Genomic DNA, 25751 nt, shown 5'->3' on the forward strand with positions numbered 1-25751 from the left:
TTAATACTTTCTAAATCTTTCATAACGTTTTTGCACTAATTCATCCAAAGATAATTGGTCCAATTTCTTTAGTTCAGTTTTTAAAACTTGATCGATCTTATCGCAAACTATTTGATGATCAGCTGGTTCTTCAATGATTCCTTCAATTACTTTGAATTTCAATAAATCTTTGGGAGTTAATTTCATCTTTTCAGCTGCTTGGGTAACTTTTTGAGCATCTTTCCAAAGAATAGAAGCAAAACCCTCTGGCGATAAAACAGAATATATACTATTTTCCAACATCCAGACTTCATCGCCACAAGCTAATGCTAATGCTCCTCCCGAACCACCTTCACCATACATAATCGTAATAATTGGAGTCTTAATACGTCCGATTTCAAGCAGATTTTGTGCAATTGCTTGCCCTTGTCCATTTTCTTCAGCACTTTTTCCAGGATAAGCTCCTGCAGTATCCACAAATAAAAAAACTGGTCGTTTAAATTTTGCTGCATTTTTTATTAAGCGTAAGGCTTTTCGATAACCACCTGGTTGTGGTTGACCAAAGTGCTTAGCCATTCTTTCTTGTAAATCATGCCCCCGACTTGTAGTAATAACTGTTACTGGTCGGTCATGGAAACTAGCGATTCCCCCAACTATTGCTGGATCATCTTGATTTAAGCGATCGCCATGAAGTTCAAAAAAATCTGGAAAAAGTCGCTTACGTATTTCATGACCAGAAATATGCTTTTCACTACGTGCGGCTAATACAATGTCCATTGCCGTTTTATTCATTTCGACCACCTACTTTCAACAGCCATGAAATAACTTCTTTTTCATCTTCCCGCTTTACAATGTGATCAATAAACCCATACCGCAGTACATTTTCTGCATCTTGTAAATCAGGAGCAATTTTTTGATGAATAGTTTGTTCAATTACTCGTCTTCCTGCAAAACCTACCATTGCATGAGGTTCCGCTAAAATAATATCGCCTTGACTGGCAAAACTTGCTGTTACCCCACCAGTAGTTGGATCAGTCAAAACCACAATATAAAGTAATCCTGCTTCTGAATGCTTTGCGACTGTATTAGATACCTTCGCCATTTGCATTAGTGAAAATATTCCTTCTTGCATACGAGCACCACCAGAAGCTGTAAATAAAACAACTGGCAATTTTTTATCCGTAGCTTTTTCAAAAAGTTGCGCTAACTTTTCTCCGGTCATTTGTCCTAATGAGCCCATAATAAAACTCGGATCCATAATGCCTAAGGCAAAGATTTCATCTTTAATTTTTCCTTGCCCTGTCCAAACTGCTTCTTTTAATTTGCTAGTTTGTTCAGCTTTAGCTATTTTTTGTTGGTAACTAGGAAAGTTTAATGGATCTGTAGCTTGGAGTTCCGAGTTCCATTCTTTAGCTTCATCAACTAACCACTGTAGGCGCAATTTTGCCGTAATTCTGAAGCCATAGCCACAATTTAAGCAGGTTTGATATTGAGTTAATCTATCTGCAAATACCTCTTCACCACACTTTGGACATTTTTTTATCAAATTATTTGGTACACGATCATCTGCATTAATATCTGCCTTCACTCTGACTTCTGATAGAGTATTTTTATGCGGAAATAGTTTCACCATTAGAACGACTCCTCCACTTTGGTAAAAATTCTTTTTCAAGATAAGTATTTGTAAATAAACCCTTAACAAAATCAGGATCACTTAAAATAGCACTATGGAAATCTTGATTAGTATTAATCCCTCTAATTACCATCTCATTTAGTAATCGCTTCATTTTTTCGATGGCCTCTGTTCGATTTTGACCAAAAGCAACTATTTTAGCAATCATTGAATCATAAAATGGCGAAATCTTCTCACCTTGATATAAAGCAGTATCAATCCGCATCCCTGGATTTCCAATTGGTAAATAAAGAAAGTCTATGTCACCAACTGAAGGCATAAAATTATTAGCTGGATCTTCTGCATTAATTCTGCATTCAATTGCATGACCTTTAATTTTTAAATCTTCTTGAGTAAAAGGAAGCTTTTCACCAGCAGCTACTTTAATCTGGGCCTTCACTAAATCTACCCCAGTTACCATTTCAGTTACTGTGTGTTCAACCTGAATTCTGGTATTCATTTCCATAAAATAAAAGTTATGATCCTGATCCATCAAGAATTCAATAGTCCCTGTATTAAAATACCCTGCTGCTTCTGCAGCTTGAACAGCAATTTTACCTAATTTTGTCCGTTCTTGTTCAGTAATTACATTACATGGACTTTCTTCTAAAACCTTTTGTTTATTTCTTTGAAGAGAACAATCACGTTCGGGAAAATAAACTGTCTGGCCAAATTTGTCGCGAAAGATTTGTACCTCAATATGTTTAACATTCTGCATTACTTTTTCTAAGTACATGCGATCATCACCAAAATCCGTTTTAGCTTCTGCTTGCGCAGAAGCCAAAGCATTGGCCATTTCTTCTGGCTTACTTACTTGGCGAATTCCTTTTCCCCCACCACCTGCAGCAGCCTTTAAAAGTACAGGATAGCCTACTTTTGCTGCAATTTTTTCTGCTTGCGTTACTGAAGTAATAAAACCCTGACTGCCAGGAGTAACTGGAACATGATTTTTGATCATTAACTGTCTAGCATGTTCCTTATTACCCATTTGATCAATCGTTTCTGCATTAGGACCAATAAAAGTAAGACCACATTTCGTACACATCTGAGCAAATTCCGCACTTTCGGATAAAAAGCCATAACCGGGGTGAATGGCTTGTGCTCCTGTTCCTACAGCGGCAGCTAAGATGTTTTTAAGATTTAAATACGAAGCAGTTGGTTGTGGTCCACCTACACAAACTGCTTCATCAGCTAATTGAACATGAAGACTATCTCGATCCGCTGTTGAATAAATTGCCACGGTTTTGATTCCCATTTCTTTTAAGGAACGAATAACACGAACTGCAATTTCTCCTCTATTTGCTACTAACACTTTCTTAAACATTTTTATCACCTAATTAATTACAAATGTTAATTCCGCACTTACAATAAGTTTCTCTTTAACATATGCTTTTCCAATCCCAACACCTATATTTTTTCTAATCTTTGTTAATTCGGTTTTTAATATTAATTGATCACCTGGTTGAGCTTTGTCGAAAAAATCAGCTTGTTGAATACCACCAAAATATGCTGTTTTCCCACTGAATTTTTCCTCACTTAAAAGCGCAACTGCGCCAGTTTGTGCTAATGCTTCTACAATTAATGGTGCTGGCAAAACTGGATTGGTTTTTGAACTAGCTTGGACAACTTCTTCATTAAAGCTTACATTATGAATTCCAGTTGCACTTTTGCCAGGTATAACCTCTACTACTCGATCTAACAAAAGCATCGGATAGCGATGAGGAATAATTTTTTTAATTTCTTTAATTCCTAGATCTTTCATACTTTAATCTTCCTCAACCATAATTAAAGGCTGATCTACTTCAACTAAGTCTTCATTTTCAACTTTAATTGCTTTAACAGTACCAGTAACTGTACTTTTTACTTCTGTCATCATCTTCATAGCTTCAATAATGCAGATTGTATCCCCTTTTTTAAGATGTTGACCAACCTTTACAAAGGCAGGTTGTCCAGGCTTAGCTTGTAAATAGACAATCCCCACAATTGGTGCCTTCACTGGTACCCCTGCATCTTCAAGTTTTTCTTGCTTTTTAGGTTGAGGAGAATCCTCTTGTTTTTTCACTGCAACTTTAGGTAAAGCAGGTTTAGTGGCTTCTACTGATTTGACTTTATTTTTGCTCAAGTACAAGTGAAAATCTTTACTATCTATTTTTAATTCTCGTATTTCAGAATCCTCAAACTGCTTCATTAAGGTTTGAATTTCATCAATATTTCCCTTCATTACTTTTCACTCCATTTCTTAAAAGCTAAAACTGCATTATGTCCTCCAAAACCAAATGAATTCGAAATGGCATAATTAGTTTCAATGTTTTGACTAGCAGAAGTCACTAAATTAACTTCACATGCCTCATCTTGATTAAAACAACCAACATTCATTGGAAAATTCCCTTTTTGTAAGCTTGCTATCGTTAAAACAGCTTCTATTGCACCCGCTGCTCCTAGTAAGTGTCCTGTCATCCCCTTAGTTGAAGAAACTAAGACGGAACTTTCTTTACCAAAGACTTTATTTATCGCCCGACTTTCACCGCTATCATTTATATGAGTCGCAGTACCATGGGCATTTATATACCCAACCTCATCAGGCATAATGTTTGCCTCAGAGATGGCTAGCTTCATCGCTCTAGCCGCACCTTCTCCTTCAGGGTCCGGCGAAGTAATATGATAGGCATCACTAGTTGCTCCATAACCAACAATTTCTCCTAATATTTTGGCATTACGTTCTCTAGCATGCTCTAAGCTTTCTAGCACTACTGCCCCAGCTCCTTCTCCTAAAACAAATCCTGAACGATCTTTATCAAAAGGAAGACTGGCATGATCAGGATCAGAACTTTTAGAAAGAGCTGTTAAGGCCGCAAAACCACCAATTGCAGATTCATTAATTGTTGCTTCACTACTACCTGCAATCATTACTTTTGCTCTTCCCTCTTTAATTTGGCGAAAAGCTTCTCCAATCGAATTATTTCCTGAAGCACATGCAGTTACGATTGATGTTGAAATATTTTTTGCTTTAAAACGAATTGAAATATTACCAGCTGCCATATTTCCTATTGCCATTGGAATAAAAAATGGTGACATTCTTCTGGGACCTTTATCATGCATGCGAATTATTTGTTCTTCTAAAGTAGTCAAACCACCAATTCCAGAACCAAAAATTACTCCCAAGTCTTCAGACTTAGTATTTTCTTCGGTAATTTGGGCCATTTCCATTGCTTCTGTAGCTACTTGAATTGCATATTGTGAATATAAATCCATTCTTTTTGCAGCCTTTTTGCCCACAAAATCTTCTGGATTAAAATCATCAATTTCACCTGCTACAGAAATGCCTGTTTCACTTGCATCAAATTTTGAAATTGACTTTATACCATTTTTTCCTAACAAACTATTTTCTACAAATTCGTTAAATCCATTTCCATTAGGAGCAATCGCTCCCATCCCAGTAATAACAACTCTTTGCATATTATCTCCTAGATCGTCATACCACCATCAACAACAATTGTTTGACCTGTAATATAGTCATTTTGGGTCAAAAAAATAGCAGCCTGCGCTACTTCACTTGTTTTACCAAAGCGCGTCAATGGAATCTGCTTTAATATATTATTTTTTACACGTTCAGAAAGTACTTGCGTCATCTCTGTATCAATCATCCCTGGTGCAATTGCATTTACCCGAATATTACGCATTGCAGCTTCTTTAGCAAGTGACTTCGTCAATCCAATTAGCCCTGCCTTTGCCGTTGCATAATTAGCTTGACCAACATTTCCATGCATCCCTACAATACTACTCATATTTAAGATAACCCCTGAACGTTCACGATTCATCTTTTTGAGGGCAACTTTACTTAGGAAAAATGGAATCCGGAGATCTAAGTTCATAACCTCATCAAAATCTGCATCCCTCATTCCAATGAACATCTTGTCACGAGTAATGCCGGCATTATTGATTAAAATATCTACTTTTCCAAACTCTTCCCAAGCTTGATCAAAGTAATCTTTAAGGCTCACTTTAGTTAAATCAGCTTGTAAATATTTATATTCTCCTCCCAATTGCTTTAGAGTTTCTTCTAATTCAACTGGAATTTTTTCATGACGTCCATTTAATAGCAACTTAGCTCCTTTTTTAGCAAAAGCTACTGCTAAGCTCGCTCCTAAGCCTCGTGTAGATCCGGTTATAAGAACTACTTTATCCTTTAATTCCATCTTTTTCCTCAATAAATTTTTGATAATCTTTATATTTTCCTAATTGGTAACGTTTTAATTTACGATTTACTTGTTTAGCAAACAAAGATAAAGTTTTCCCAGGTCCAATCTCTATTGCAGTATCAATATCCTCTTGCTCAAGTAAATATTGCAAGCAAGCTCCGAAATGAGTAGGTTTCATTAGCTGCTTTTCCATTATCAAGTCCCAGTTATCTTTAAAAGCTACTGCTGTTGTATTAGAAATAACGGGAATCTGATTTTTACTAAAACTCACTTTATTAAGTCGCTCGTGCATCTTTTGACTAGCTTTGGTAAATAAGGGCGTGTGAAAAGCACCATTTACCTCTAGCTCTATTAACCTTGCAGCCAATTTTTCTTCTGTAATCAGAGTACTAGCCTGTTTTACTGCTTCTTTTTCTCCGCTAATTACAATTTGGGAAGGTGAATTATAGTTTGCAATAAAAACCTTTTCACCCTCTTGTTGTAACTCGGTCAAAAGAGTTTCAATTTTAGAAGTTTGAGGTTTAAGCACAGCTACCATCGCACTCGTTACTTGATTCGCATCTTCTTGCATATAGCGTGCCCGGTCACTGACCAGACTAATCGTATTTTCTAAATCTAGTGCCCCACTAGCAAACATGGCACTATATTCACCTAAAGAAAGTCCAATCATTCCCTGAATTTGCAAATCTGGCCAGTCTCTTTGTAACATCTGGTAGATTCCTGCTTCAAATGCTACCAGAGCTGGTTGAACATTAACTGTTTTGTTAAGTTCTTCATTCTCACTTTTAAAAATGGTAAGAATATCTTTTTTACTAGCTAAACTTGCTTGTTCAATTACTTCTTTAAAAAGCGGATCTGCCATGAAATCAAGACCCATTCCTGGTCGTTGGGCTCCTTGTCCACTAAATAAAAGTACTGTTTTCATTATTTTTGACTATCTAATTGTTCTTTAACAAAATCTACCAATTGATTCATGGTTTCAATTTTGTCATCAGTTTCTAATTCGATATCATACTTGTCTTCAATTTCATTTAAGATTTCAAATAAATCTAAACTATCTGCATCCAAGTCTTCCTTAATATTAGTTTCAAGGGTAATTTGATCTGGTTCAACTTCTAGTTCTTCTTGAGCAATAGCTTTGATATCGTTAAAAATTTCTTCTTTTGTCATTTTCTTTACCTCATTATTAAATTTAAAATTTATAAATTATCGTTGCAGCAGTTAGGCCGCCTCCGAAACCACTTAGGGAAATAATATCTCCTTTTTTAAAAAGATTTTTTTTCATACACTCTGCTAACAAGATTGCTTCACTTGCTGCTGCAGTATTTCCATATTCATCAATGTTAACTGGAAATTTCGTAAGTGGCTGTTTCAGATTACGTGCTACACTCTTAATGATCCGCACATTAGCTTGATGAAGAAGATAGTAATCAATTTGATTAAGATTTAACTTAGCTTTTGCAATTGCCAACTTAATGGAGTCGGGAACTTTATGCGTCGCAAACCGATATACTTCTCTACCATCCATTTCAAAGGTACTAAATACATGGTCATTTGCTGTAAAATCTTTTTCTACTTTGGTATGACCAGCAATTAGCTTATTTCCTAGTTCACCAAATGTTTGTAATTCATGAGCTAATAAATGCTGATGCGCACTAGCATTTAATAATACTCCACCAGCCCCATCACCAAATAAAACTGCTGTAGTGCGATCATGCCAATTAAGCATTTTAGACAAAACTTCACTACCAATCACAATTGCTTTTTTTAAATTATTGCTCACCATCAGATCATGTGCAATTGCAATTGCATACGAAAATCCTGAACACGCAGCTGAAATATCAAAAGCAATAGCCCGTCTGGCCCCAATTGCACCTTGAACCATCGCTGCTGTAGCCGGTGTCATATTATCTGGTGACATAGTTGCTACAATAATTAAATCAATTTCACTGGCTTGAGTAGCTGTCTTGTTTAACAACTGCATGGCTACATCACTGGCAAGATCTGAAGTATTTTTAATTGTACTAATATGTCTTTTTTTAATCCCTGTTCTTTTCTGAATCCATTCATCTGATGTGTCCATCAAATTACTCAATTCTTCATTAGTGACTATTTTTGAGGGTATACTTTTGGCACTAGCAACAATTTCAATATCTTTCACCTATGTCATCCTATCTAGTGTGAATTTACAAATTTTTCAAGATTAGTAAAGGCATGATAAATTGTCTTTAATTCATCTTCATCTAAGTTTTGTAAAAAGCTCTTTACCATCATGTTGTGATAAGCATGATACGCTCTACATAAAACCCGACCCTTTTTAGTTAATTTTAGATGAATTACTCGGCGATCCTTTTCATCACGTACTCGTTTTACATAACCTTTACGAACTAATCTATCTACTGTCGCCGTAATCGTAGCCCGTGAGACATGTAGTTTACTTGCAACTTGTGAGACAGTTAGTTCCCCATGTAAAGTAATTGCATCAATGGCATGCATTTCTTTAACAGTTAAATCTTTAAAACGACTTTTTTTTAATTCTTCTTCTTCAATTCGATTAATTCCGTAGTATGTATTATAAAGTGCATCGTTGATTTCCTTATACAATTCATTCATTAGTTTCAATTCCTTTAGCTTAAGTTTTAATATTTAAACTAATTATATAATAAATTGAAACCCTTTTCTTTAAGAGAAAACAAGTTCACTACTACATGCTACTTCATCATTTACATACACTTTGGCATCACAAATTTTATTGTCTAAATCTAAAACTTTCAGCTTCATAACTAATTCATCACCAGGTTTTACCATCTTTTTAAACCTGGCTTTTTTTATTTTCTTTAACTGTAATTTAGGAAATTTATTTTTAAATAAAATTTGTGCTCCTTGCACCATACTTTCAACTATTAAAACGCCTGGCATTACTGGATTATCAGGAAAGTGTCCTTTGAAAAAAGGTTCATTGATACTAATGCTTGCAGTGGCTATCAGGAAATCATCTAATTCAAGACTGATTACTCGATCTAATAAGCAAAGTGGAGGTTGATAACCAATAATTTGTTGAATTTCAACGGCGTTTAATTTCACCTTATTCACTCCTTATATTTTGTATTACAAATAGTTTGATATTCAAATTATTTGTTAAACAAATCATATCACTAATACTTCGTATGTCAAACTATTTTTCTTCTTTCTTTTTCTTTTAAGTGTTATTAAACCTTATTCTTTATGACTTTCACCAAAAAATATTTTTTTATAAAAAAAGCAAAGAGTAACTTATTTTTACTCTTTGCTTCTAAACTTATTTAATTCTTTGCCGATTTAGTTGGTCCATCCCAGCCTTCAAAACCATCTTTCAACCAGTAAACTTTGTGATAACCATTTTTCTTTAAAATTTTTATTGCGCGCATGGAAACAGTTGGTGAATCTGAATAAATGTAAACAGTCAAATCTGGACGAATAGTATTATATTGGTATTTAAACATCGTTATTGGAATGTTGCGTGCACCTAAGATATGCTTTTTCTTAAAAGGTCCCTTTTCTCGAACATCAATAATTTGTGCCTTATGTTTTCCTTGAGAAAATTCTTCGTTATTAATTGCTCCTCCAACACGCTTTTCTTCTAATTTTAACCAGAGCCAATTAACCCCAATTAGCACTAAAATAATAATTATAATAATACTAATAATTGAAAATATATTCATACCTATCCCCTTTATTATCTAGTCTTGTAAGTTTTTCTTTTCTTTTTGGACTTCAATTTCATGTTCATGGCGCAAAATCATTTTTGCACTCATGTATTCTTTTTTAGAAATTACATCCGCCCTGTTTAAATTATCTAATTCTAATCCCATTAATTCAATATCCCATTTTCTTTTTCCAACATGAACCAAGATATTAAATTTTTTAAGTAGTTGCTGCACATCATATAAATTTCTCAATTTGCAATCCTCATTCCTCGACTGACACAAAAGACTACAAAAATAATTAAGACTACGCCAGCTAATACCTTGAGCTTATTGTGATAATTACGCAAATTACGGGAGCCAAAAATAATTTCTAAGAAAAATCCAGCAAATAGACCACCAATATGACCTAAAACATCAATTCCTGGTGCAAAAAAGTCTAAGCCAATATTAATGACTGCTAACGCAATTGCTTGTTTACCTAATTCCGCTACTGGACCTATTTTTCGATTAGCTAAATAAATTGCAATTAAGGCCCCAAAAAGTCCAAACAAAGCTGTTGAAGCTCCAGCACTAACTGTTGCATCACTACCTAAGCCAAAGCTTAATAAGTTACCTCCAACACCACTGAGCAAATACACAATTAAAAAACGTAAATGACCTAGCATTGGTTCCATATATTGACCAAGATAATAAATCATGACCGCATTTGAGGCCAAGTGAAGCCAACCAATATGTAAAAACTGGGCTGTAAAAAGACGCCACCATTGCCCCTTAAGTGCAATTAACTGGTTATTTTCTCCACCCATCCTAATCAAAGTATTAATATTTGTTGAACCTCCTAAAAGAGTTTCACCAATAAATATTAAAAATAAGATAATCAAAATTGTATTTGTGACATAAGTACTTGAACGAAATTTTTTCACCAAATCCCTCCTTAAATTGTAAGATATTTTCTAATTGGAACATCTGTCTTCTCAATTTCCCAGATATTTTTTTGATATAACTGTTTAGAGTTTACCAAAGAAATTGCATTTGATGAATACTTAGCTAAAAAGCGATCATAGTACCCGCCACCAAATCCTAAACGAGCATGATTTTCTGAAGAAAAAGCTAACAAAGGAACTACTAGTAAATCCAAATCATTTTTGACTTGCGCATTTTTTTCGTGATTTTCTTTAACCCCAAAAGATGTAGTTGTTAACACAGTATCTGTAGTAAATTTGGTAAATTCCATTTGTCTTTTTGGCAAGCAACGTGGAATATAAACTTCTTTACCTGCTTGCCATAGCTTTTCAATAATTTCTTGGGTATTAACTTCAAAGTCCATCGAAAAACTAATCCCAATTGAGTGAGCCTTTTCCACTTCAGCACTTGCCAAAAGTTGCTGCATTAAAATCTTATCTTCTTCTAACTTTTGTGATGTCTTACTAAACTCTTTGAGGAGTTTTATTTGATGTTGTCTAACTTCTTTTTTATCCATTAAAAATCCCTATATACAAAAAAACAACAGGCATAACCTGTTGTCTCTAAATTACTTAGTTTCGCGGTGAAGGGTTGCCTTTCTTTCAACTGGGCAATACTTCTTTAAAGTTAAACGTTCTGGGTGTTTACGCTTATTCTTTTCAGATAAGTAACTTCTGTCACCACATTCAGTACATTCAAGAATAATGTGTTCTGCCATTTTTTCCACCACCTATTTGCTTTTTATATCGACTTGTTAAATTATATAACTTTTTTCTCTAATTTTCCAGTGTTTTAACGAAATACGTTTCACACTAGTTAATTACTTATTCAAAGCAAAGTAATCTTGTACCATTTCTTTAGCCATTTGTAAGGTATAGGTACCTTCTTTATCTGGATCTAAGCCAGGAAAGACAATTGCAATTGCAAGCTTTGGATCTTTTTCTGGAGCATAACCTACAAAAGTGGCGTTAATTAACTCAGGAGCATTTTTATTACCAGGATTATCCTCATCATAATAAAAAGTTTCCGCAGTACCAGTCTTACCTGCAATTGATGGAGTTACATCCTTTAATTGGTGAGCTGTTCCCCAACTATTAGAACCGTGAACAACTTGGTGAAGACCTTGCTTAACCACATTTAATTCTGCTTGCGTCCAAGGAATTTGTTGTTGCACAGTCGGCTTAGTATTATACAAAATTGATACTTTATTACCTTGCTTATTAGTTTCTCCAACAGACTGAACAAGATATGGTTTCATTCGATAACCACCATTAGCAATTGTTGAAATATACTGCACTAATTGAATTGGAGTATAAGCATCATAGTTACCATAAGACAAGTCAAGTACAGATCCACTTAACAAACGATTTTGCGAGTCTGTAGTTGCACCTTGAATTCCAGAAACTTCCCCTGGCAAATCTACTCCCGTCTTCTGCCCTAAACCAAACATAGCAAAGTTTCTTCTTAAAACTTGGAAGGAATCAGAAGGCATTGAAATATAAGACTTTGGTACATATTTTGCTTTCAACCAGTTCATTGCTAAGTGCATCATGTAAATGTTACTTGAAACCTCCAATGCACTTGGTGCATCTAATGAACCAAATGTTCCAACTGGATAAACTGATTTTTTAACCGGTGAACCAGGTAAGTAAATCGCTGTATCAGGTAAGGTATTATTGGTTGGGGTAATTACTTTATTAATTAACCCTCCTGAAACCATCGCACCCTTTACTACTGATCCCATAACAAAGGATCGATTAATAATTCCTAACGCATCATCAGTTACTTTATTGGTTTTTACATTATGATTTAACCCAGCAATTGCCAAAAGTGCGCCAGTTTTGGGATTCATTGCTACTGCATAAGCACCGCTTGAATATTGAGTAGCCCCTGCTGCTTGCGCGGAAGCATAAACCTTACGCAGTGATTTAGTTACTTCTTGTTGATACTTAGAATTCAAAGTTAAGATTAAACTAGCACCACTTTGACCATCATAAACAGTCTTAGTATCACCAATTCCATCTGCAGAAGCATTGCTCTTTGAAACAACTTCTGCTTGGGACTTGGTTCCTTTTAAAAGTGGTTCATATTTTTGTTCAAGATAACTTGTTCCTACACGATCATTACGAGAATAACCTTGTGCTAAATAGTATTGAAGATTATCACTTGGAAGCCCTGACTTTTCAGAAGATACTGAACCAATGATACTTTGAATAGATTTACCATTTGGATAACTTCTTGACCAGTCAGTTCCAATACTTACTCCTGGTAATTCTGATAAATGCTCACCAACTACTGCCATTTCTTTAGTAGTAAGATTTTTATTTTTGATGTAAATAGTTGAAAGTTGGTAAGCACCTGAAATTTTATTAAAAATTAAAGCAGCTGTTTTTTGTTTTGCAGTAAACTTCAGATTTTCTTTTTCTAAATGTTTAATGATATTTTCGGTAATTTCAGAAGTAGTCATTCCCTCTGCTCGTTCAGATTTAGGTAATTTTGCTTCTTCTTGAGCCGCTACTTTAGAATTTCCCAAATAGTAATCATATAACTGACGTTTAGTTGGCTCTTCATCAAGTGTGATATAGTTACTTAGGCGATTGGAAATATTATAAATATCTTTAGTTGTTACATTAGAACCTTTAGTATAGGTAATTGCATTGTTAGCAGTATTTCCTACTAATAATTTCCCTGTTGAGTCATACATTACTCCTCGCGGAACATTATTAGTAATTACCTGTTGGTCAGTCTTTTTTACTTCAGCTTGAAACCGGCCACCATAAACTAATTGTAAATAAACTAATTGTCCAATTAATAAAAGAAAAAGTGCTAAAATTACACCTAGAATTATTTTCATTCTTAAAGGTGTAGAGGCAGCCTTTCTTTTTGAATTATTATTTTGATAGTTCAAATTTTTAACCTCTCTTAAAACCAAGATAAATTTTAGCAAAAAAAGCCTCTGACTTCTATCATTATTCATGAATTGAAGCTAATCTTAAATATTACAAAAGAAAAGGATCTTTATGACAAAAACTCGTCGAATTTTTATCTATATTTTATCGTTTATCTTACCTAGTTTTATTTTTTTCACCTATTTCTATTTTCGAAAAATGGACATTTTAACTGTAGATTTAGGGCAGCAATACATCGATTTTCTTGCCTATTTTAAAACCAACTTCTTTCACTCACCCCTAAAACTGATTTATAGCCTCTCTAAAGGCTTAGGGGGGTCAATGATTGGGACAGATGCTTACTACTTAAATAGTCCTTTAAATTTAATTTTATTACTCTTTCCCACTGGTTTCCTTCCTCAAGCCACTTTGCTACTTATCTCTCTAAAAATTGGTCTAGCTGGTTTAACAAGTTACTTTCTTTGGCAAAGAAAGTTTCAAACAACAGGAAAATTTTTTGCTTTAGCAGCTAGTCTTGCCTATGCCTTAAGTGGCTACATGCTTGCTAATAACTTAAATTTAATGTGGCTTGATAGTGTTATTTTACTCCCATTATTAATTTATAGTTTACAAAAAATTCTAAAAAATCAAAAAAATAACCACTTACTTTTAATTACTTTTTTACTTTGGTTTACTAATTTTTACACTGGTTATATGGCTTTGCTATTTGGTTTTTTATATTTTATTTCCAACCTCTTGGGTCAAAAAATTAGCTCTCCCTTCCAAAAAATTCTTATTTATTTCAAAAAGAGTGTCTTAGCTACATTACTTGCTAGTTTTACTCTAGTCCCAACTGTTGTTGAACTATTACAAGGAAAAACAAATGTTGATTCTCAATTTAATTGGAATTTTCAATTTATGCCTTGGAACATTTTTACCAAATTTGAAATTGGTAGCTACAGTTTTACAGAAATGGAAAAAGGTTTTCCAAACATTTTCTTAACTTCTACTTTTTTAATTTTGGCTATTCTTTACTTTACCAGTCAATCATTTTCCAAGCGTCAAAAATTCTTCCAAGCTGGTCTACTACTCTTCCTTCTCTTATCATTAAGCTTCAATCCCCTCATTCTCCTCTGGCACATGGGACAATTTCCCGTATGGTATCCGGGACGTTTTAGTTTTGTATTAATTTTTTACCTTCTTGATTTAGGAATTCAACTTCTCCAACGTCAACATTACTTTAAAGTATGGCAAAAAATTCTAACTGATATTCTTTTAATAGCTTTAATGGTTTTCTGGTATATTAGCAAAAATCAATTTGAATTTATGAGTAATTTTAAATTCGAACTTTCAGTTCTTTTCCTAATTTGTGTGGGGCTTTTAATTACTTTTTACAATTATCAATGGGCCAAGTTATTTATCTTTGGTCTAGTGGGGATTGAAGTGACCATTAATCTCATCTTCTCACTCAATGAAATTTCTTACCAAAATAACTTTGCTTATAGCAATACGACTAATAATCTCACCCGAGCCGTTAATTATCTTAACCAAAAAGATACCAGCTTATTTAGAATTGAAAAAAATTTTGATCGCTCAGAAAACGATTCACTAAGCAACAATTATTATGGTATTGGGCACTTTAATTCAATTTCTGATAGTAAAACCATCTCTTTTGTCCGTGCTCTTGGACTTAAAAGTAATGATAATTCTTTTTCAAATAACTATTCTACTTTAGTAACTGATAGTATCTTAGGAATTAAATATTATTTACTACCCAATTCTCTTCACTGGCGTCTTCCCGTCCAAAAGCAACTTAATTTAACGGAAACATACGAACGTCTTGACCTCAACCAAGATCCATTTCTTAAAAATATTGACCAAATTCAAATTAGAAAAAATCCTGCTGCTCTTCCATTATTTTTTACAATTAACTCAAATAAAAAATTTTCCTTGAAAGACGGCGATCCCATTTATAATCAAACCAACTTACTCTACCAAATTCTCGGCAGGCAAACATATTTCTACAGTGCTCTTGCCTTCCCTAAACCTATTTTACGTAATAGTAAAGCTTGGAAAAATAGCTGGCATGTTTATAGCACAGTTAATAAAAAATTCGAAAGTAGTGTTAGTTTTACTCTAATTCCTAGCACTAACGATCCTTACTACTTAGAGCTGCCCAGCTATGTTGATAAGGATAGCGCAACCTTAATAATTAATGGCAAAGAAATTGACACCAGTGACTTAGGAAGTGGATTTAAATTAATTAATCTTACCTCTCGTCATAAAAATCATCCAATTCATATCACCTTTGATTTAAAAGACAACACTTTAGATCTTTCAACTGCACGTTTGTGGACATTTGATACTCAGCATTACTTACAAGTAATGAAACAATACTTGCAAAAGCAACCAACAATATATCAAACCTTAGCTTTATCACTCAAATTTAACTATTATTCCGTCAAAAATACTACTTTTGCTTCAACTTTACCTTATTCAAAAAATTGGTTGATTTTTGATAACGGGCAAAGAGTCACTGCTAAACTTTGGCATAACACATTTTTGTCCTTTAATCTTGCTAAAGGAAAACATCAAATTACTTTGATTTATATTCCTTATCCTTTCTTAATTGGGTCCTTAATTTCATTAATGACTTTAATTTCTATCCCAGTTTTCCGAAAACATGCAAAAAAGAGACGATCCCAGTAAGGGTCGCCTCTTTTTTTGACTAAGTTTTTATTTAGTAGTTACATCATCAATTTTTGCTTCAAAACTTCCACCTGGAGTATTGATAGTAACAACTTCACCCTTCTTTTTGCCAAGCAAAGCTTGAGCAATTGGAGAGTCATTGGAAATCTTTCCGTTTAATGGATCAGATTCGTCAGTACCTACAATTGTGTAAGTCTCTGGATCATCAGTACCCACTTCAGTATAAGTAACAGTCTTACCAATTGCTACTTCATTTGGATCAACTGATTCTCCATCTACAACTTGAGCGTATTTTAACATTTGCTCAATTTGTAAAATACGTTGTTCTACAGCACTTTGTTCATCTTTAGCTGCATCATATTCAGAGTTTTCTGATAAATCTCCAAATGAACGAGCTACTTTGATACGTTCAATAACTTCTGGACGCTTAACCAATTTCAAATCTTTTAATTCTTTCTGAAGTTTTTCTTTACCTTCAGCAGTCATTGGATAAACCTTTTCTGCCATACTTTTTTGCTCCTCACTATGAATTTCTTAATCTTGCAAAAATAGCTTATTGTTTATTGGCTAAAAAGTCAAATGCTTTTATTGACCTAATTTGCTATTTGTTTGTAAATGTTGGTCATAACTCTTAGAGAAGTAAACCTTTCCTGTCTTCAAGTTAGCGACAAAGTAAAGGTAACCTTCATCACGATCAGCTGGATTTAAGACCGCTTGAATTGAATCTAAACTAGGATTATTAAATGGTCCTGGTCCAAATCCTTTGTGAACATATAAGTTATATGGTGACTTAACTTTTGTATCTTTAATGGTTAAGGAGTTCTTGTGCTTGTTCAAAGCATACATTACAGAAATATCTGACTGAATTGGCATCCCTGCCTCTAAACGATTAAAGAATACACCAGCAATCTTACGACGATCTGAAGTTTTTACCCCTTCTCGTTCTACTAACGATGCTAAGGTAAGCACTTCTTGAACAGTAAGGTCTTTCTTTTTAATAGTTGCATAATATGGAGTTAAGACCTCATTGGTCTTTTGTACCATCTGCGTAACTAATTCTTCTAAAGAAGAACCTTTATAAACATCATATCTCGCTGGAAAGAGATAACCTTCCAAATGATAACGAACATTGTCTTTGGCCATTGAACTAGATAAAAGTTTAGGATACTTCTTTTCTAGTTGTTTCAAAAATTTCTTGTTCTTCATCAATTTCAAAAAGTCAGCTCTACTATACTTAGTTGATTTACTTACTGTTGTCGCAATCGCATCTATTGTTTGACCTTCTTTTACTAGGACATGCCCATCAATAGGACGCTGACCACCTAGTAAAATATTGACCAATTCTTTATTAGACATTGATTGTGATAAGTAAAAATCTCCCGCCTGAAAACCACTTTCACTATGAAGTTTTAACCAAATATTAAAAATCTTTGTATTACGAATCAAATGATTCTTACGTAAAATATCTGCAACTTGAGAATTAGTTGCTCCTTCAGGAATATTAACACTAATTGCTGCATCATTATGTCTATTTACAGGTTGCATTGCATAAATAGTATACCCACCAGTAAATATCACTGCTACAACAACTATTGCACCAATTATCCCCAAAATCCATTTTGTTAATTTATTAGAAGCTCTTTGTTCTAATTGACGCTGCTTTTCTCTCTTTTTATCTAGCAATTGCAATCCTCCGCCTTTACAAAGCTAAGGCAATTATACCAAAAGTTTCTCTAAAAAATTAACGAATTACAATATTTAATTTTTCCTTCAAATCTTCTTCTACTTTATCCATCGCCTTAGTAACTACTTCATCAGTCAAAGTTTCTTTCTTATTTAAGAAAGTTAATGAATAAGAGATTGACTTCTTGCCGTTTTCAATTTGTGCTCCAGCATACACATCGATTACTTCAACCTTAGTAAGGTACTTACCAGCACTTTGTTTAATTTGACTTACAATTTGAGCATTTGTAATGTCATCAGCTACTAGAACTGATAAATCACGCTTAATAGCTGGGAATTTTGGAGCTGGTTGAGCTTTCATCCCTTTATGAAGGAGTGGAATAATTTTATCAAGATCTAATTCATAACCATAAATTTCACTACCACGTAAAGATTTATCTTGGACCATAATTTCATGGCTAATCATTCCAATCATTCCTACATATTCACCCTTAATGTAAATACCAGCAGTTCTAGTTGGATGCATGCCATTAATTACTTCTGCTTTGTATTCAACCTCATCTTCTTTAATGCCAATTGCAATAAAGAGTTCAGTTAACTGACCCTTAACAAAGTAGAAATCAACCTTTTGATTTTCATGTTGCCAGTTTTGATCAAAAGTATGCCCTGAGTATAAAGTAGCAACATGTTCATGTTCATTGAACTCGTTATTTGCATGATCATAAACTCGACCTTGTTCAAAAAGTGCTAATTCTTTTTCTTTACGAGCCATGTTGTATCTAGCAGCATCCATTAACCCAGTCATCAAGTTTTCTCTCATTGCAGAACGGCTTGAGTTAAGAGGCATTTCTACTTCTACTAAAGGTTGAGGATCCTTAGTGTAACGAACGGCCTTTTCTGGTGAAGTCAAAGAATAAGAAATAGCTTCCATCATTCCTTGGCCTTGAATGATTGCCTTAATTCTTCTCATCGCAATTTCTTTTTCACTGTATCCACCATGTGTTTCAGCTAAAAGAGGTTGAGTTGACTTAAGATTGTCATAACCATAAATTCGACCAACTTCTTCTACCAAATCAGCTGGAATTGAAATATCCCATCTTCTATTTGGCACCGTAACTACTAATTCATCCCCATTAATTTGAGTTTCAAAATTCAATCGATCAAAAATCTTCTCAATTTCTGCGCTAGTCAATTCAGTTCCCAACACTTTGTTAATGTGCGAAATAGTTGTCTTAACTACAGCTGGCTTTCTTTCTTGCTTAGTAGGACGAATCACACCAGTAGCAATCTTTCCTTCAGCTTCATTACGCAAAAGCAAAGCAGCCATATCAAGTGCCTTTTCAGTATTATCCCAGTTAACACCTTTTTCAAAGCGACTAGAAGCTTCGGTTCTGTTAGCGTGGCGAACCGCAGACTTTCTTACACTAGTTCCATCAAAAATTGCTGACTCTAAGATAATATCAGTGGTATCATCTTCAACTTCAGAATTTTTACCACCCATTACTCCTGCCATCATTACAGGTTCTTTTCCATCAGTAATTATAATATCACGTGGATCTAATTCAACTTCTTTATCATTCAATAAAGTAAGCTTTTCACCTTGCTTGGCATTTCTAACTTCAAAATTACCATTTTCAAAAGTACGAGCGTCGTAAGCATGCATTGGTTGTCCAGTTAACAGCATGACATAATTTGTAATATCAACTACATTATTGATTGGACGAATTCCTGCATTCCAAAGTCTTCTTTGCATCCATAATGGACTTTCGCCAACCTTAACACCAGTAATTTTACGCAAAGACATTTTAGGAGCAAGTTTTTCATCAACTTCAGTCTCTAACTCACCAGTCCAATCTGCACCATCTTCTTTTAAAACAACTGGTTCAATCTTAGGCTTTTGGTCAACAATTGCCCCAACTTCATAAGCAGCTCCTTCCATTGATAGTGTATCTGCACGGTTAGGAGTAATGTCAAAATCTAAGATATAGTCGTCCATTCCTAAGGCCTGGTAAACATCTTCACCTGGTTTTACATCAGCATCTTTAGGAAAAACAAAAATTCCATCTGCATACTTTGGAGGAACAATCTTATCAGCAAAGCCAATTTCTTGCAAACCACAAATCATCCCGTTTGATTCAATACCACGAATCTTACCACGTTTAATCTTATGGTTACCTGCAATTCTTGCTCCATGAAGCGCTACAATTACATTTTGACCAGCTGCTACATTAGGAGCACCACAAACAATTTGAACCGGTTCATCTTCACCTACATCTACTAAACATTTGTGCAAGTGAGTTCCTTCGATGTCTTCACATTCTAAAATATGTCCTACAACTAATTTTTTTAATCCATCTTCAGGATGGTTAACTGATTCAATTTCTACACCAGTACGTGTAATTTTTTCTGCTAAGTCTTTTGGGTCAATATCTAAATCTAAAAAATCTTGAAGCCAATTATATGAAACAAGCATTAGTCTTCCTCCTTACGGAATTGTGCTAAGAAACGAACATCATTAGTATAGAAATCACGAATATCATTAATTCCATACTTCAAAATTGCAAAACGATCAAGTCCTACCCCAAAGGCAAAACCACCATAAACTTCTGGATCTACACCTGCATTACGCAAAACGTTTGGGTGAACCATTCCAGCTCCTAAAACTTCAATCCAACCAGTGAATTTACAAATTGGGCAGCCTTTACCATCACAATTAAAACAAGATACATCCATTTCTACAGATGGTTCAGTAAATGGGAAATATGATGGGCGCAAGCGAGTCTTTCTATCTTGGCCAAACATATGCTTAGTAATCATTTCCAAAGTACCCTTTAAATCAGACATAGTTACATTTTTATCAATCACTAGGCCTTCCATTTGTTGGAATTGGTGTGAGTGTGTTGCATCATCATCATCGCGACGATATACTTTACCAGGTCCTACCATCTTTAAAGGACCCTTTGAAAAATCATGCTTTTCTAAAACACGTGCTTGGTCACCAGAAGTTTGCGTTCTCAGCAAGTTTTCTTCGTCGATATAAAAAGTAGCTTGCATATCACGAGCTGGGTGATCCTTTGGTAAGTTCATCATTTCAAAACAGTAGTGATCTGTTTCAATTTCAGGTCCCTGAACTACCTTGTAACCCATCCCAATAAAGAAACTCTCTAAATCATCTAAAATAATGTTAATTGGGTGCATTGAACCAACATGACCTTTACGTCCAGGAAGAGTTACGTCAATTTTTTCTTCTTCTAGGCGACGTGCAATTACTGCTTGGGTCATCTTTTCTTTAGCTTTATCAAAAGTCTCTTGGAAGTAGTCACGCAATTGGTTAACTTTTTGTCCAACTTTAGGACGTTGACTTGCTTCTACTTCTTTCATTGAGTGTAAAATTTCTGTCAATTGTCCTTTACGGCCAACTAAGTTGACCCTAATTTCATCAAGCTTTTTTTGAGTATCAGCTTGCTTAATCTTTTCGGTTCCTTCTTCTTTTAACTTATTTAATTTCTCGAATAAGTCCATTATTTTTTCCTTTCCGATAAAAAAAGCCTCATCCCCTAAAAAGGGACGAAGCTTCGCGGTACCACCCTAGTTTAAACTAGCACAAAAGTGCGTGTTCACACTCTTTTACGTTAACGGTGAAATACCGGAATTGATTAGATTCTGCTCCTAAGATGAAATTCATGTTTATTCTATAGGCTCTTTCACCAACTTAAGCCCTCTCTAAAATAGAAATCCTCACTACTAATCTTGATCAACGCATTTAATTTTTAATTATATTTATTATGTTAAAACAAAACTTAAATTCTTGCAAGATAGTTTATTCCCACTTATCTGCCCAATTATGTACGCTATCAAAAACGGGCTTTAATTCACTACCTTTTGAAGTTAAAGTATAAGAAATAATTCCAGTTTCATCATTAACAGTTCTTTTTACAATATCTAAATTTTCAAGTTCTTTAAGTCGTTCTACCAAAACTCGGTCACTGCATTTACTGATGCAACGTGCCAAATCTTTAAAGCGCATTTCTTGAGTATCACATAAAGAACTAATAATTAATCCATTCCACTTCTTACCAATAATGCTAAAAGCATTAATAAAATGATCACAGAGACTATAGTCTTCTACTTGACTACAACCTTCTTGGGATTTTGTTTGGATAGTGTCTGACATGGTTATTCCTCCTAAAATCTCTAAATCTGTTATATCATTTATTATAAAATGCTCACTTACTAAATACAAGTATTAATCTTAGACAAAATGGTAGATCATAATGCCAGCTGCAACTGCTGCATTTAAAGATTCTGCTTGTCCTTTAATTGGAATATAGATTTTTTTATCAGCTGCTTCAATGACCGGCTCACTTGCTCCATGAGCTTCATTTCCAATCACCAAAGCTAGCTGTGGTACAGGAACTACATTTTCAATCTTCTTAGCATCTGGATCTAGTACGCTCACATAAACTGGAATCCCACCATTTTCAAAACTAGAAATCGCATCCATAATTGGCATTTGAATAATTTGAATGTGGAATTGACTTCCTTGCATACTACGTTGAACTTTAGGGTTATAAAGATCAACTGACTCTTGCGATAGAACCACCCCATCAAAACCAGCAGCGTCTGCTGTTCTAATAATTGTTCCCACATTACCAGGATCAGTTAAATTATCTAAAACGACCCACTTACCATACTCAAAACTAAAATAACGTGGTTGATTAATTGGCAAGACCATAAAAATATTTTGACTATTTTTTGTTGCACTCAAATGATCACTAATTGCTTCATTAATCAAAATAGTTTTATCGTCGGAAAAATCTTCCATTGTTTCAGCTTCTAAACGAGTCAAAGAATCTTGAGTTGCTAAAAGATAGCGATAATTCAAATGGCTTTTTAAAGCTTCCTTAACTAGATGAAAGCCTTCAATTAAATAAAGCCCTTCTTCTTTACGGTATTTCTTTTTTTCTAACTTGCGGATATCCTTAATGAGTTTATTATTTACTGAATTTATTTCAATCATTTAAATTCTTCTTTCTAGGTTCTTCCTTTATTTTATCGAATTAGCGTTATAATTGAAATAATTACAAATTAATTTAAGTCTTTAAAGGGGATTTTATCATGCAAACTAAAAAAATTACTGTCCACGGTCATGTCCAAGGTGTTGGCTTTCGTTGGTGTACTCAAAATGTCGCAAAAGAATTGGGTATTAAAGGCACTGTTAAAAACAATGCTGACGGCACTGTAACAGCTGTTGCCCAAGGCGAACCTTTAGTATTAGCAGAATTTATTTCTAAAGTTAAAGCCTCTCCCTCTCCTTCAGGTAGAGTGGATAAAATTGAGGTTGAAGAAATTGAAGAAAGACCATTTCGTTCTTTTCAAATCATTTATTAATACTAGCTATTGCTCAAATTAAATATTCTTAGTAAACTGAAATCATACTTTTAGAAAGGTTTGTGACATTGAAAAAATCAAAATACTTTAAATTATTTGGGCTTTTAGCGCTCATGGCAATTTTTTTAACTGCTTGTGGAACTACTACCCATACTGGTTCTAATATTCCTAATCCACCAACTAGCGGTCCTTATGCTTGGGTATACAGTCTTTTTGGTAAACCATTACAAAATATCATGCTTTATGTTGAGCAAAGAATTGGTGGCCAAAATGGGGCAGGCTGGGCAATTGGAATTATTACGATTGTTGTTCAATTAATTGTATTGCCCCTTCGTTTAATTTCACAGCACAAGATGACGACGCAACAAGAAAAAATGCAACGTCTTCAACCTCAAATGAAGTTAGTTCAAAAGGCACTTAAAACTCCAGGCATAACTCAACCACAACAAATGGAAATTAGCCAACTCCAAATGAAGATTTATCGAGAAAATAATCTTTCGATGACTGGTGGAATGGGGTGTTTACCACTTTTAATTCAATTACCAATTATGGCCGGAATTTATCAAGCGGTAGCCTATTCTGAAAAACTTGCCCATTCTACTTTCTTTGGAATTTCTTTGAGCCAAAAGTCACTGGTACTTACTTTAATTGCGACCGCTCTTTACTTACTACAAGGTTATCTTTCAACCATTGGCTTATCTGAAGAACAAAAGAGAACCATGAAGATGACAATGTTCTTAAGTCCAGCAATGACCTTCTTTATTTCAATTTCAGCTTCTGGTGCCTTAGCCCTTTACTTTACAGCTGGTGGTATTGTAATTGTTATTCAACAATTAATTGCAACATTTGTTATTATGCCAAAAGTTAAACGTGATGTTGCTGCAGAACTTAAAGACACACCTTTAAAACAAGTTGTTACTCCACAAGTAATTGATAATATCTTAGGTAAGACTTCTCAAGCCAAAGCTAAAAAACAAGAAACTGATCAGTTACACCAAAGTTTACGTGAACGTAATGCTGGTAAGCAAAAACGACAAAATAAAGATAAATAGATAATAGATTAAAAGCATCCCCAGGACAGGGATGCTTTTTTATGATGCCGTTGAATCAATTACAGTAAATAATTCTTCAATTTTGGCAGCGATTCTTTTTTGTTCATTGAGTGGTGGGAGGGGGAAAGACAGATTTTCCATATTTACCTTAGTAATATGTTTCATGGTTGATCCATGAAGATCAGTTTCTCCTATAACATTTTTATCATTTAACAAAAAATAATAAATGAATTGTTTTGCCACTACATCTGACAATGTTACTTTCCAGATATGATAATGATAAATTACATGACCACCCATCCAAATTCTTGGTCCAAAAGATGCAGACCAAGCATAGATTAAATCTCCGTTATCAATATATTTATTATCTTCTAACTCCAAGTTTGAATAATACCATTCTGAATTTGTAAATAAGTTACCTACTCTTAAAATTGGAGTAAACGAACTATTCTTAAGTAATTCACTCTTTTTATAAGCACGACCATTTAAAAACTGAGATACATTCCCCAATCTCACCCATTCCCAACTATCAGGAATATCAAAAGGTTTCTCTTCATCACTAATTTCAGGAAGTGGTTTAGTTTTCTTGATCTTCTTTTCTTTAATTAGTTGTTCTTTTTCAGCATTAATTTGTTCAACTAAAACACTTGCGGATTCATCGTTTTTATCTTGGTCAACAAGCTTTCCTTGCATCCCTAAACTAAGAATCTTTTCTTTTAATTCACCTTGTAAGTCCTCATATTTCTTTTGAGCTTGTTCAATAGTATCAAGTAATTCAAAAAGTTCTTCAATTTTGGCCGCAATTCGATTTTGCTCTTCAAGTGGTGGGAGAGGAAAAGAAGCTAATAATACATCTTCTCTAGAAATACCTGGAATCATACTCTTAGATTTGTTTTTAAGTTGTTCTACATAACTCTCTAGAAAATATTTTTGAAAGTTTTGACTTAATAAGAATATATTCTCTATTCCCATAATTTGGCGCGCAATATGGGCTTTTTTTGCAGTTAAGATTGCAATTTTACCTATTGTTCCTTTAACAGAAATTAAAATAGTTCCTTTTTCTACAATAGTTTTAGGTTCTTCAATCCATTCATTAATATTTATTCTATCCTTCAATAAATTACTAGCACCTGTAATATAAGGAATACTATTTTTTGTAGGTTTATCTAAATGATCTTTTTTGGGGATATCTCTACCAGATATTAAATTAATAATATTTCCAAATCTAACCCATTCCCAACTATCGGGAATATCAAAAGGCTTCTCTTCATCTGTAATTTCAGGAAGTGGTTTAGTTTTCTTAATCTTCTTTTCTTTAATTAATTGTTCTTTTTCTGCCTTAATCTTCTCAAGCAAAACACTAGCAGGCTCATCACTGGTATCTTGTTTAACTAGCTTTCCTCGCATTGCTAAATCAAGAATTTTCTCCCGCATCCCCTGTACATCAATATTCAAACTACTCATATCTTCTCCCATAATCTTTCCTAATCATTTCATCTAATTATACTATTTTTCACCCCAACAAAAAA

At 34.2% G+C, this 25751-nt stretch carries 28 protein-coding genes and 1 other annotated feature; of the genes, 3 read left to right on the forward strand and 25 right to left on the reverse strand.

Translation table 11 applies throughout. The features are described 5' to 3' along the window. The 18 genes from accA to FP435_RS05580 form a co-directional block, all read right to left on the reverse strand. Nucleotides 1-771, reverse strand: a complete 771-nt coding sequence (gene accA, locus FP435_RS05495; protein WP_265483178.1) for a carboxyltransferase subunit alpha — start codon at nucleotides 769-771, stop codon at nucleotides 1-3. Further along, complete coding sequence (locus tag FP435_RS05500; protein ID WP_265484641.1) at nucleotides 764-1609, reverse strand: acetyl-CoA carboxylase carboxyltransferase subunit beta; 846 nt, start codon at nucleotides 1607-1609, stop codon at nucleotides 764-766. The genes accA and FP435_RS05500 overlap by 8 nt, the downstream gene beginning before the upstream one ends. Then, entirely contained in the window at nucleotides 1590-2975 is a 1386-nt protein-coding gene (gene accC, locus FP435_RS05505; protein WP_265483180.1) for an acetyl-CoA carboxylase biotin carboxylase subunit, read from the reverse strand. Before accC ends, FP435_RS05500 begins: the two co-directional genes overlap by 20 nt. A gap of 9 nt (nucleotides 2976-2984) precedes the next feature. Then, on the reverse strand, nucleotides 2985-3413 hold the full coding sequence (fabZ, locus tag FP435_RS05510) for a 3-hydroxyacyl-ACP dehydratase FabZ (RefSeq protein WP_265483182.1): 429 nt from the start codon (nucleotides 3411-3413) through the stop codon (nucleotides 2985-2987). 3 nt (nucleotides 3414-3416) lie between these two features. Beyond that, nucleotides 3417-3872: an acetyl-CoA carboxylase biotin carboxyl carrier protein gene (gene accB, locus FP435_RS05515; RefSeq protein ID WP_265483184.1), complete on the reverse strand. Its 456-nt coding sequence runs from the start codon at nucleotides 3870-3872 to the stop codon at nucleotides 3417-3419. Next, nucleotides 3872-5107, reverse strand: coding sequence for a beta-ketoacyl-ACP synthase II (fabF, locus tag FP435_RS05520; RefSeq protein WP_265483186.1), 1236 nt, complete (start codon nucleotides 5105-5107; stop codon nucleotides 3872-3874). The genes accB and fabF overlap by 1 nt, the downstream gene beginning before the upstream one ends. Nucleotides 5108-5115: 8 nt before the next feature. After that, the gene (locus FP435_RS05525; protein WP_265483188.1) at nucleotides 5116-5847 is read right to left on the reverse strand and encodes a 3-oxoacyl-ACP reductase family protein; all 732 of its coding nucleotides are present in this window, start codon (nucleotides 5845-5847) and stop codon (nucleotides 5116-5118) included. Next, nucleotides 5831-6775, reverse strand: a complete 945-nt coding sequence (locus tag FP435_RS05530) for an ACP S-malonyltransferase (RefSeq protein WP_265483190.1) — start codon at nucleotides 6773-6775, stop codon at nucleotides 5831-5833. Before FP435_RS05530 ends, FP435_RS05525 begins: the two co-directional genes overlap by 17 nt. Next, on the reverse strand, nucleotides 6775-7020 hold the full coding sequence (locus FP435_RS05535; protein ID WP_265483192.1) for an acyl carrier protein: 246 nt from the start codon (nucleotides 7018-7020) through the stop codon (nucleotides 6775-6777). Before FP435_RS05535 ends, FP435_RS05530 begins: the two co-directional genes overlap by 1 nt. Nucleotides 7021-7042: 22 nt before the next feature. Continuing rightward, nucleotides 7043-8011: a beta-ketoacyl-ACP synthase III gene (locus FP435_RS05540; protein WP_265483193.1), complete on the reverse strand. Its 969-nt coding sequence runs from the start codon at nucleotides 8009-8011 to the stop codon at nucleotides 7043-7045. Between the two features lie 14 nt (nucleotides 8012-8025). After that, complete coding sequence (locus FP435_RS05545) at nucleotides 8026-8463, reverse strand: MarR family winged helix-turn-helix transcriptional regulator (RefSeq protein ID WP_265483195.1); 438 nt, start codon at nucleotides 8461-8463, stop codon at nucleotides 8026-8028. A 69-nt stretch (nucleotides 8464-8532) separates the two neighbouring features. Further along, nucleotides 8533-8934 carry a 3-hydroxyacyl-ACP dehydratase FabZ gene (gene fabZ / locus FP435_RS05550; protein ID WP_265483196.1) on the reverse strand — a complete coding sequence of 134 codons (402 nt, stop codon included), beginning with the start codon at nucleotides 8932-8934 and terminating at the stop codon, nucleotides 8533-8535. A 218-nt stretch (nucleotides 8935-9152) separates the two neighbouring features. After that, nucleotides 9153-9551: a rhodanese-like domain-containing protein gene (locus FP435_RS05555; RefSeq protein WP_265483198.1), complete on the reverse strand. Its 399-nt coding sequence runs from the start codon at nucleotides 9549-9551 to the stop codon at nucleotides 9153-9155. 18 nt (nucleotides 9552-9569) lie between these two features. Then, on the reverse strand, nucleotides 9570-9788 hold the full coding sequence (locus tag FP435_RS05560) for a YqgQ family protein (protein ID WP_265483200.1): 219 nt from the start codon (nucleotides 9786-9788) through the stop codon (nucleotides 9570-9572). Continuing rightward, nucleotides 9785-10459 carry a rhomboid family intramembrane serine protease gene (locus FP435_RS05565; protein ID WP_265483201.1) on the reverse strand — a complete coding sequence of 225 codons (675 nt, stop codon included), beginning with the start codon at nucleotides 10457-10459 and terminating at the stop codon, nucleotides 9785-9787. Before FP435_RS05565 ends, FP435_RS05560 begins: the two co-directional genes overlap by 4 nt. 11 nt (nucleotides 10460-10470) lie before the next feature. Further along, nucleotides 10471-11016: a 5-formyltetrahydrofolate cyclo-ligase gene (locus FP435_RS05570; protein ID WP_265483203.1), complete on the reverse strand. Its 546-nt coding sequence runs from the start codon at nucleotides 11014-11016 to the stop codon at nucleotides 10471-10473. Nucleotides 11017-11067: 51 nt separating this feature from the next. Further along, entirely contained in the window at nucleotides 11068-11217 is a 150-nt protein-coding gene (gene rpmG, locus FP435_RS05575; protein WP_265483205.1) for a 50S ribosomal protein L33, read from the reverse strand. Between the two features lie 102 nt (nucleotides 11218-11319). After that, nucleotides 11320-13407 (reverse strand): peptidoglycan D,D-transpeptidase FtsI family protein, encoded by a 2088-nt coding sequence (locus tag FP435_RS05580; RefSeq protein ID WP_416202978.1) that lies wholly within the window; start codon nucleotides 13405-13407, stop codon nucleotides 11320-11322. Nucleotides 13408-13519: 112 nt separating this feature from the next. On the opposite strand from FP435_RS05580, the gene FP435_RS05585 reads away from it, so the two are divergent. Further along, nucleotides 13520-16096 (forward strand): YfhO family protein, encoded by a 2577-nt coding sequence (locus FP435_RS05585; protein WP_265483207.1) that lies wholly within the window; start codon nucleotides 13520-13522, stop codon nucleotides 16094-16096. 27 nt (nucleotides 16097-16123) lie between these two features. Here the strand turns inward: FP435_RS05585 and greA are convergent, their stop codons facing one another. From greA to FP435_RS05615, 6 genes are all read right to left on the reverse strand, one after another. Then, nucleotides 16124-16603, reverse strand: a complete 480-nt coding sequence (gene greA, locus FP435_RS05590) for a transcription elongation factor GreA (protein ID WP_265483208.1) — start codon at nucleotides 16601-16603, stop codon at nucleotides 16124-16126. Nucleotides 16604-16681: 78 nt separating this feature from the next. Further along, nucleotides 16682-17779, reverse strand: coding sequence for an endolytic transglycosylase MltG (mltG, locus tag FP435_RS05595; protein WP_265483209.1), 1098 nt, complete (start codon nucleotides 17777-17779; stop codon nucleotides 16682-16684). A 58-nt stretch (nucleotides 17780-17837) separates the two neighbouring features. After that, the gene (gene pheT, locus FP435_RS05600; RefSeq protein ID WP_265483210.1) at nucleotides 17838-20252 is read right to left on the reverse strand and encodes a phenylalanine--tRNA ligase subunit beta; all 2415 of its coding nucleotides are present in this window, start codon (nucleotides 20250-20252) and stop codon (nucleotides 17838-17840) included. Then, the gene (gene pheS / locus FP435_RS05605) at nucleotides 20252-21301 is read right to left on the reverse strand and encodes a phenylalanine--tRNA ligase subunit alpha (RefSeq protein ID WP_265483211.1); all 1050 of its coding nucleotides are present in this window, start codon (nucleotides 21299-21301) and stop codon (nucleotides 20252-20254) included. Before pheS ends, pheT begins: the two co-directional genes overlap by 1 nt. A 38-nt stretch (nucleotides 21302-21339) precedes the next feature. Then, nucleotides 21340-21546: a binding site (T-box leader), on the reverse strand. Between the two features lie 53 nt (nucleotides 21547-21599). Beyond that, nucleotides 21600-21953: a winged helix-turn-helix transcriptional regulator gene (locus tag FP435_RS05610; RefSeq protein ID WP_265483212.1), complete on the reverse strand. Its 354-nt coding sequence runs from the start codon at nucleotides 21951-21953 to the stop codon at nucleotides 21600-21602. Nucleotides 21954-22031: 78 nt separating this feature from the next. Next, a complete protein-coding gene (locus FP435_RS05615; RefSeq protein WP_265483213.1) occupies nucleotides 22032-22799 on the reverse strand; it encodes a TrmH family RNA methyltransferase in 768 nt (255 codons plus the stop codon). 98 nt (nucleotides 22800-22897) lie between these two features. Between FP435_RS05615 and FP435_RS05620 the strand changes: the two genes are divergently transcribed. Both FP435_RS05620 and yidC read left to right on the forward strand, forming a co-directional pair. Beyond that, nucleotides 22898-23170 carry an acylphosphatase gene (locus tag FP435_RS05620; RefSeq protein WP_265483215.1) on the forward strand — a complete coding sequence of 91 codons (273 nt, stop codon included), beginning with the start codon at nucleotides 22898-22900 and terminating at the stop codon, nucleotides 23168-23170. A 68-nt stretch (nucleotides 23171-23238) separates the two neighbouring features. Next, nucleotides 23239-24222, forward strand: coding sequence for a membrane protein insertase YidC (gene yidC / locus FP435_RS05625; RefSeq protein ID WP_416209736.1), 984 nt, complete (start codon nucleotides 23239-23241; stop codon nucleotides 24220-24222). Between the two features lie 39 nt (nucleotides 24223-24261). Here the strand turns inward: yidC and FP435_RS05630 are convergent, their stop codons facing one another. Continuing rightward, nucleotides 24262-25686, reverse strand: a complete 1425-nt coding sequence (locus tag FP435_RS05630) for a restriction endonuclease subunit S (protein ID WP_265483217.1) — start codon at nucleotides 25684-25686, stop codon at nucleotides 24262-24264. Between the last annotated feature and the right edge of the window lie 65 nt (nucleotides 25687-25751).

Source organism: Lactobacillus sp. PV037 (genome assembly GCF_014522345.1).
GTDB lineage: Bacteria > Bacillota > Bacilli > Lactobacillales > Lactobacillaceae > Lactobacillus.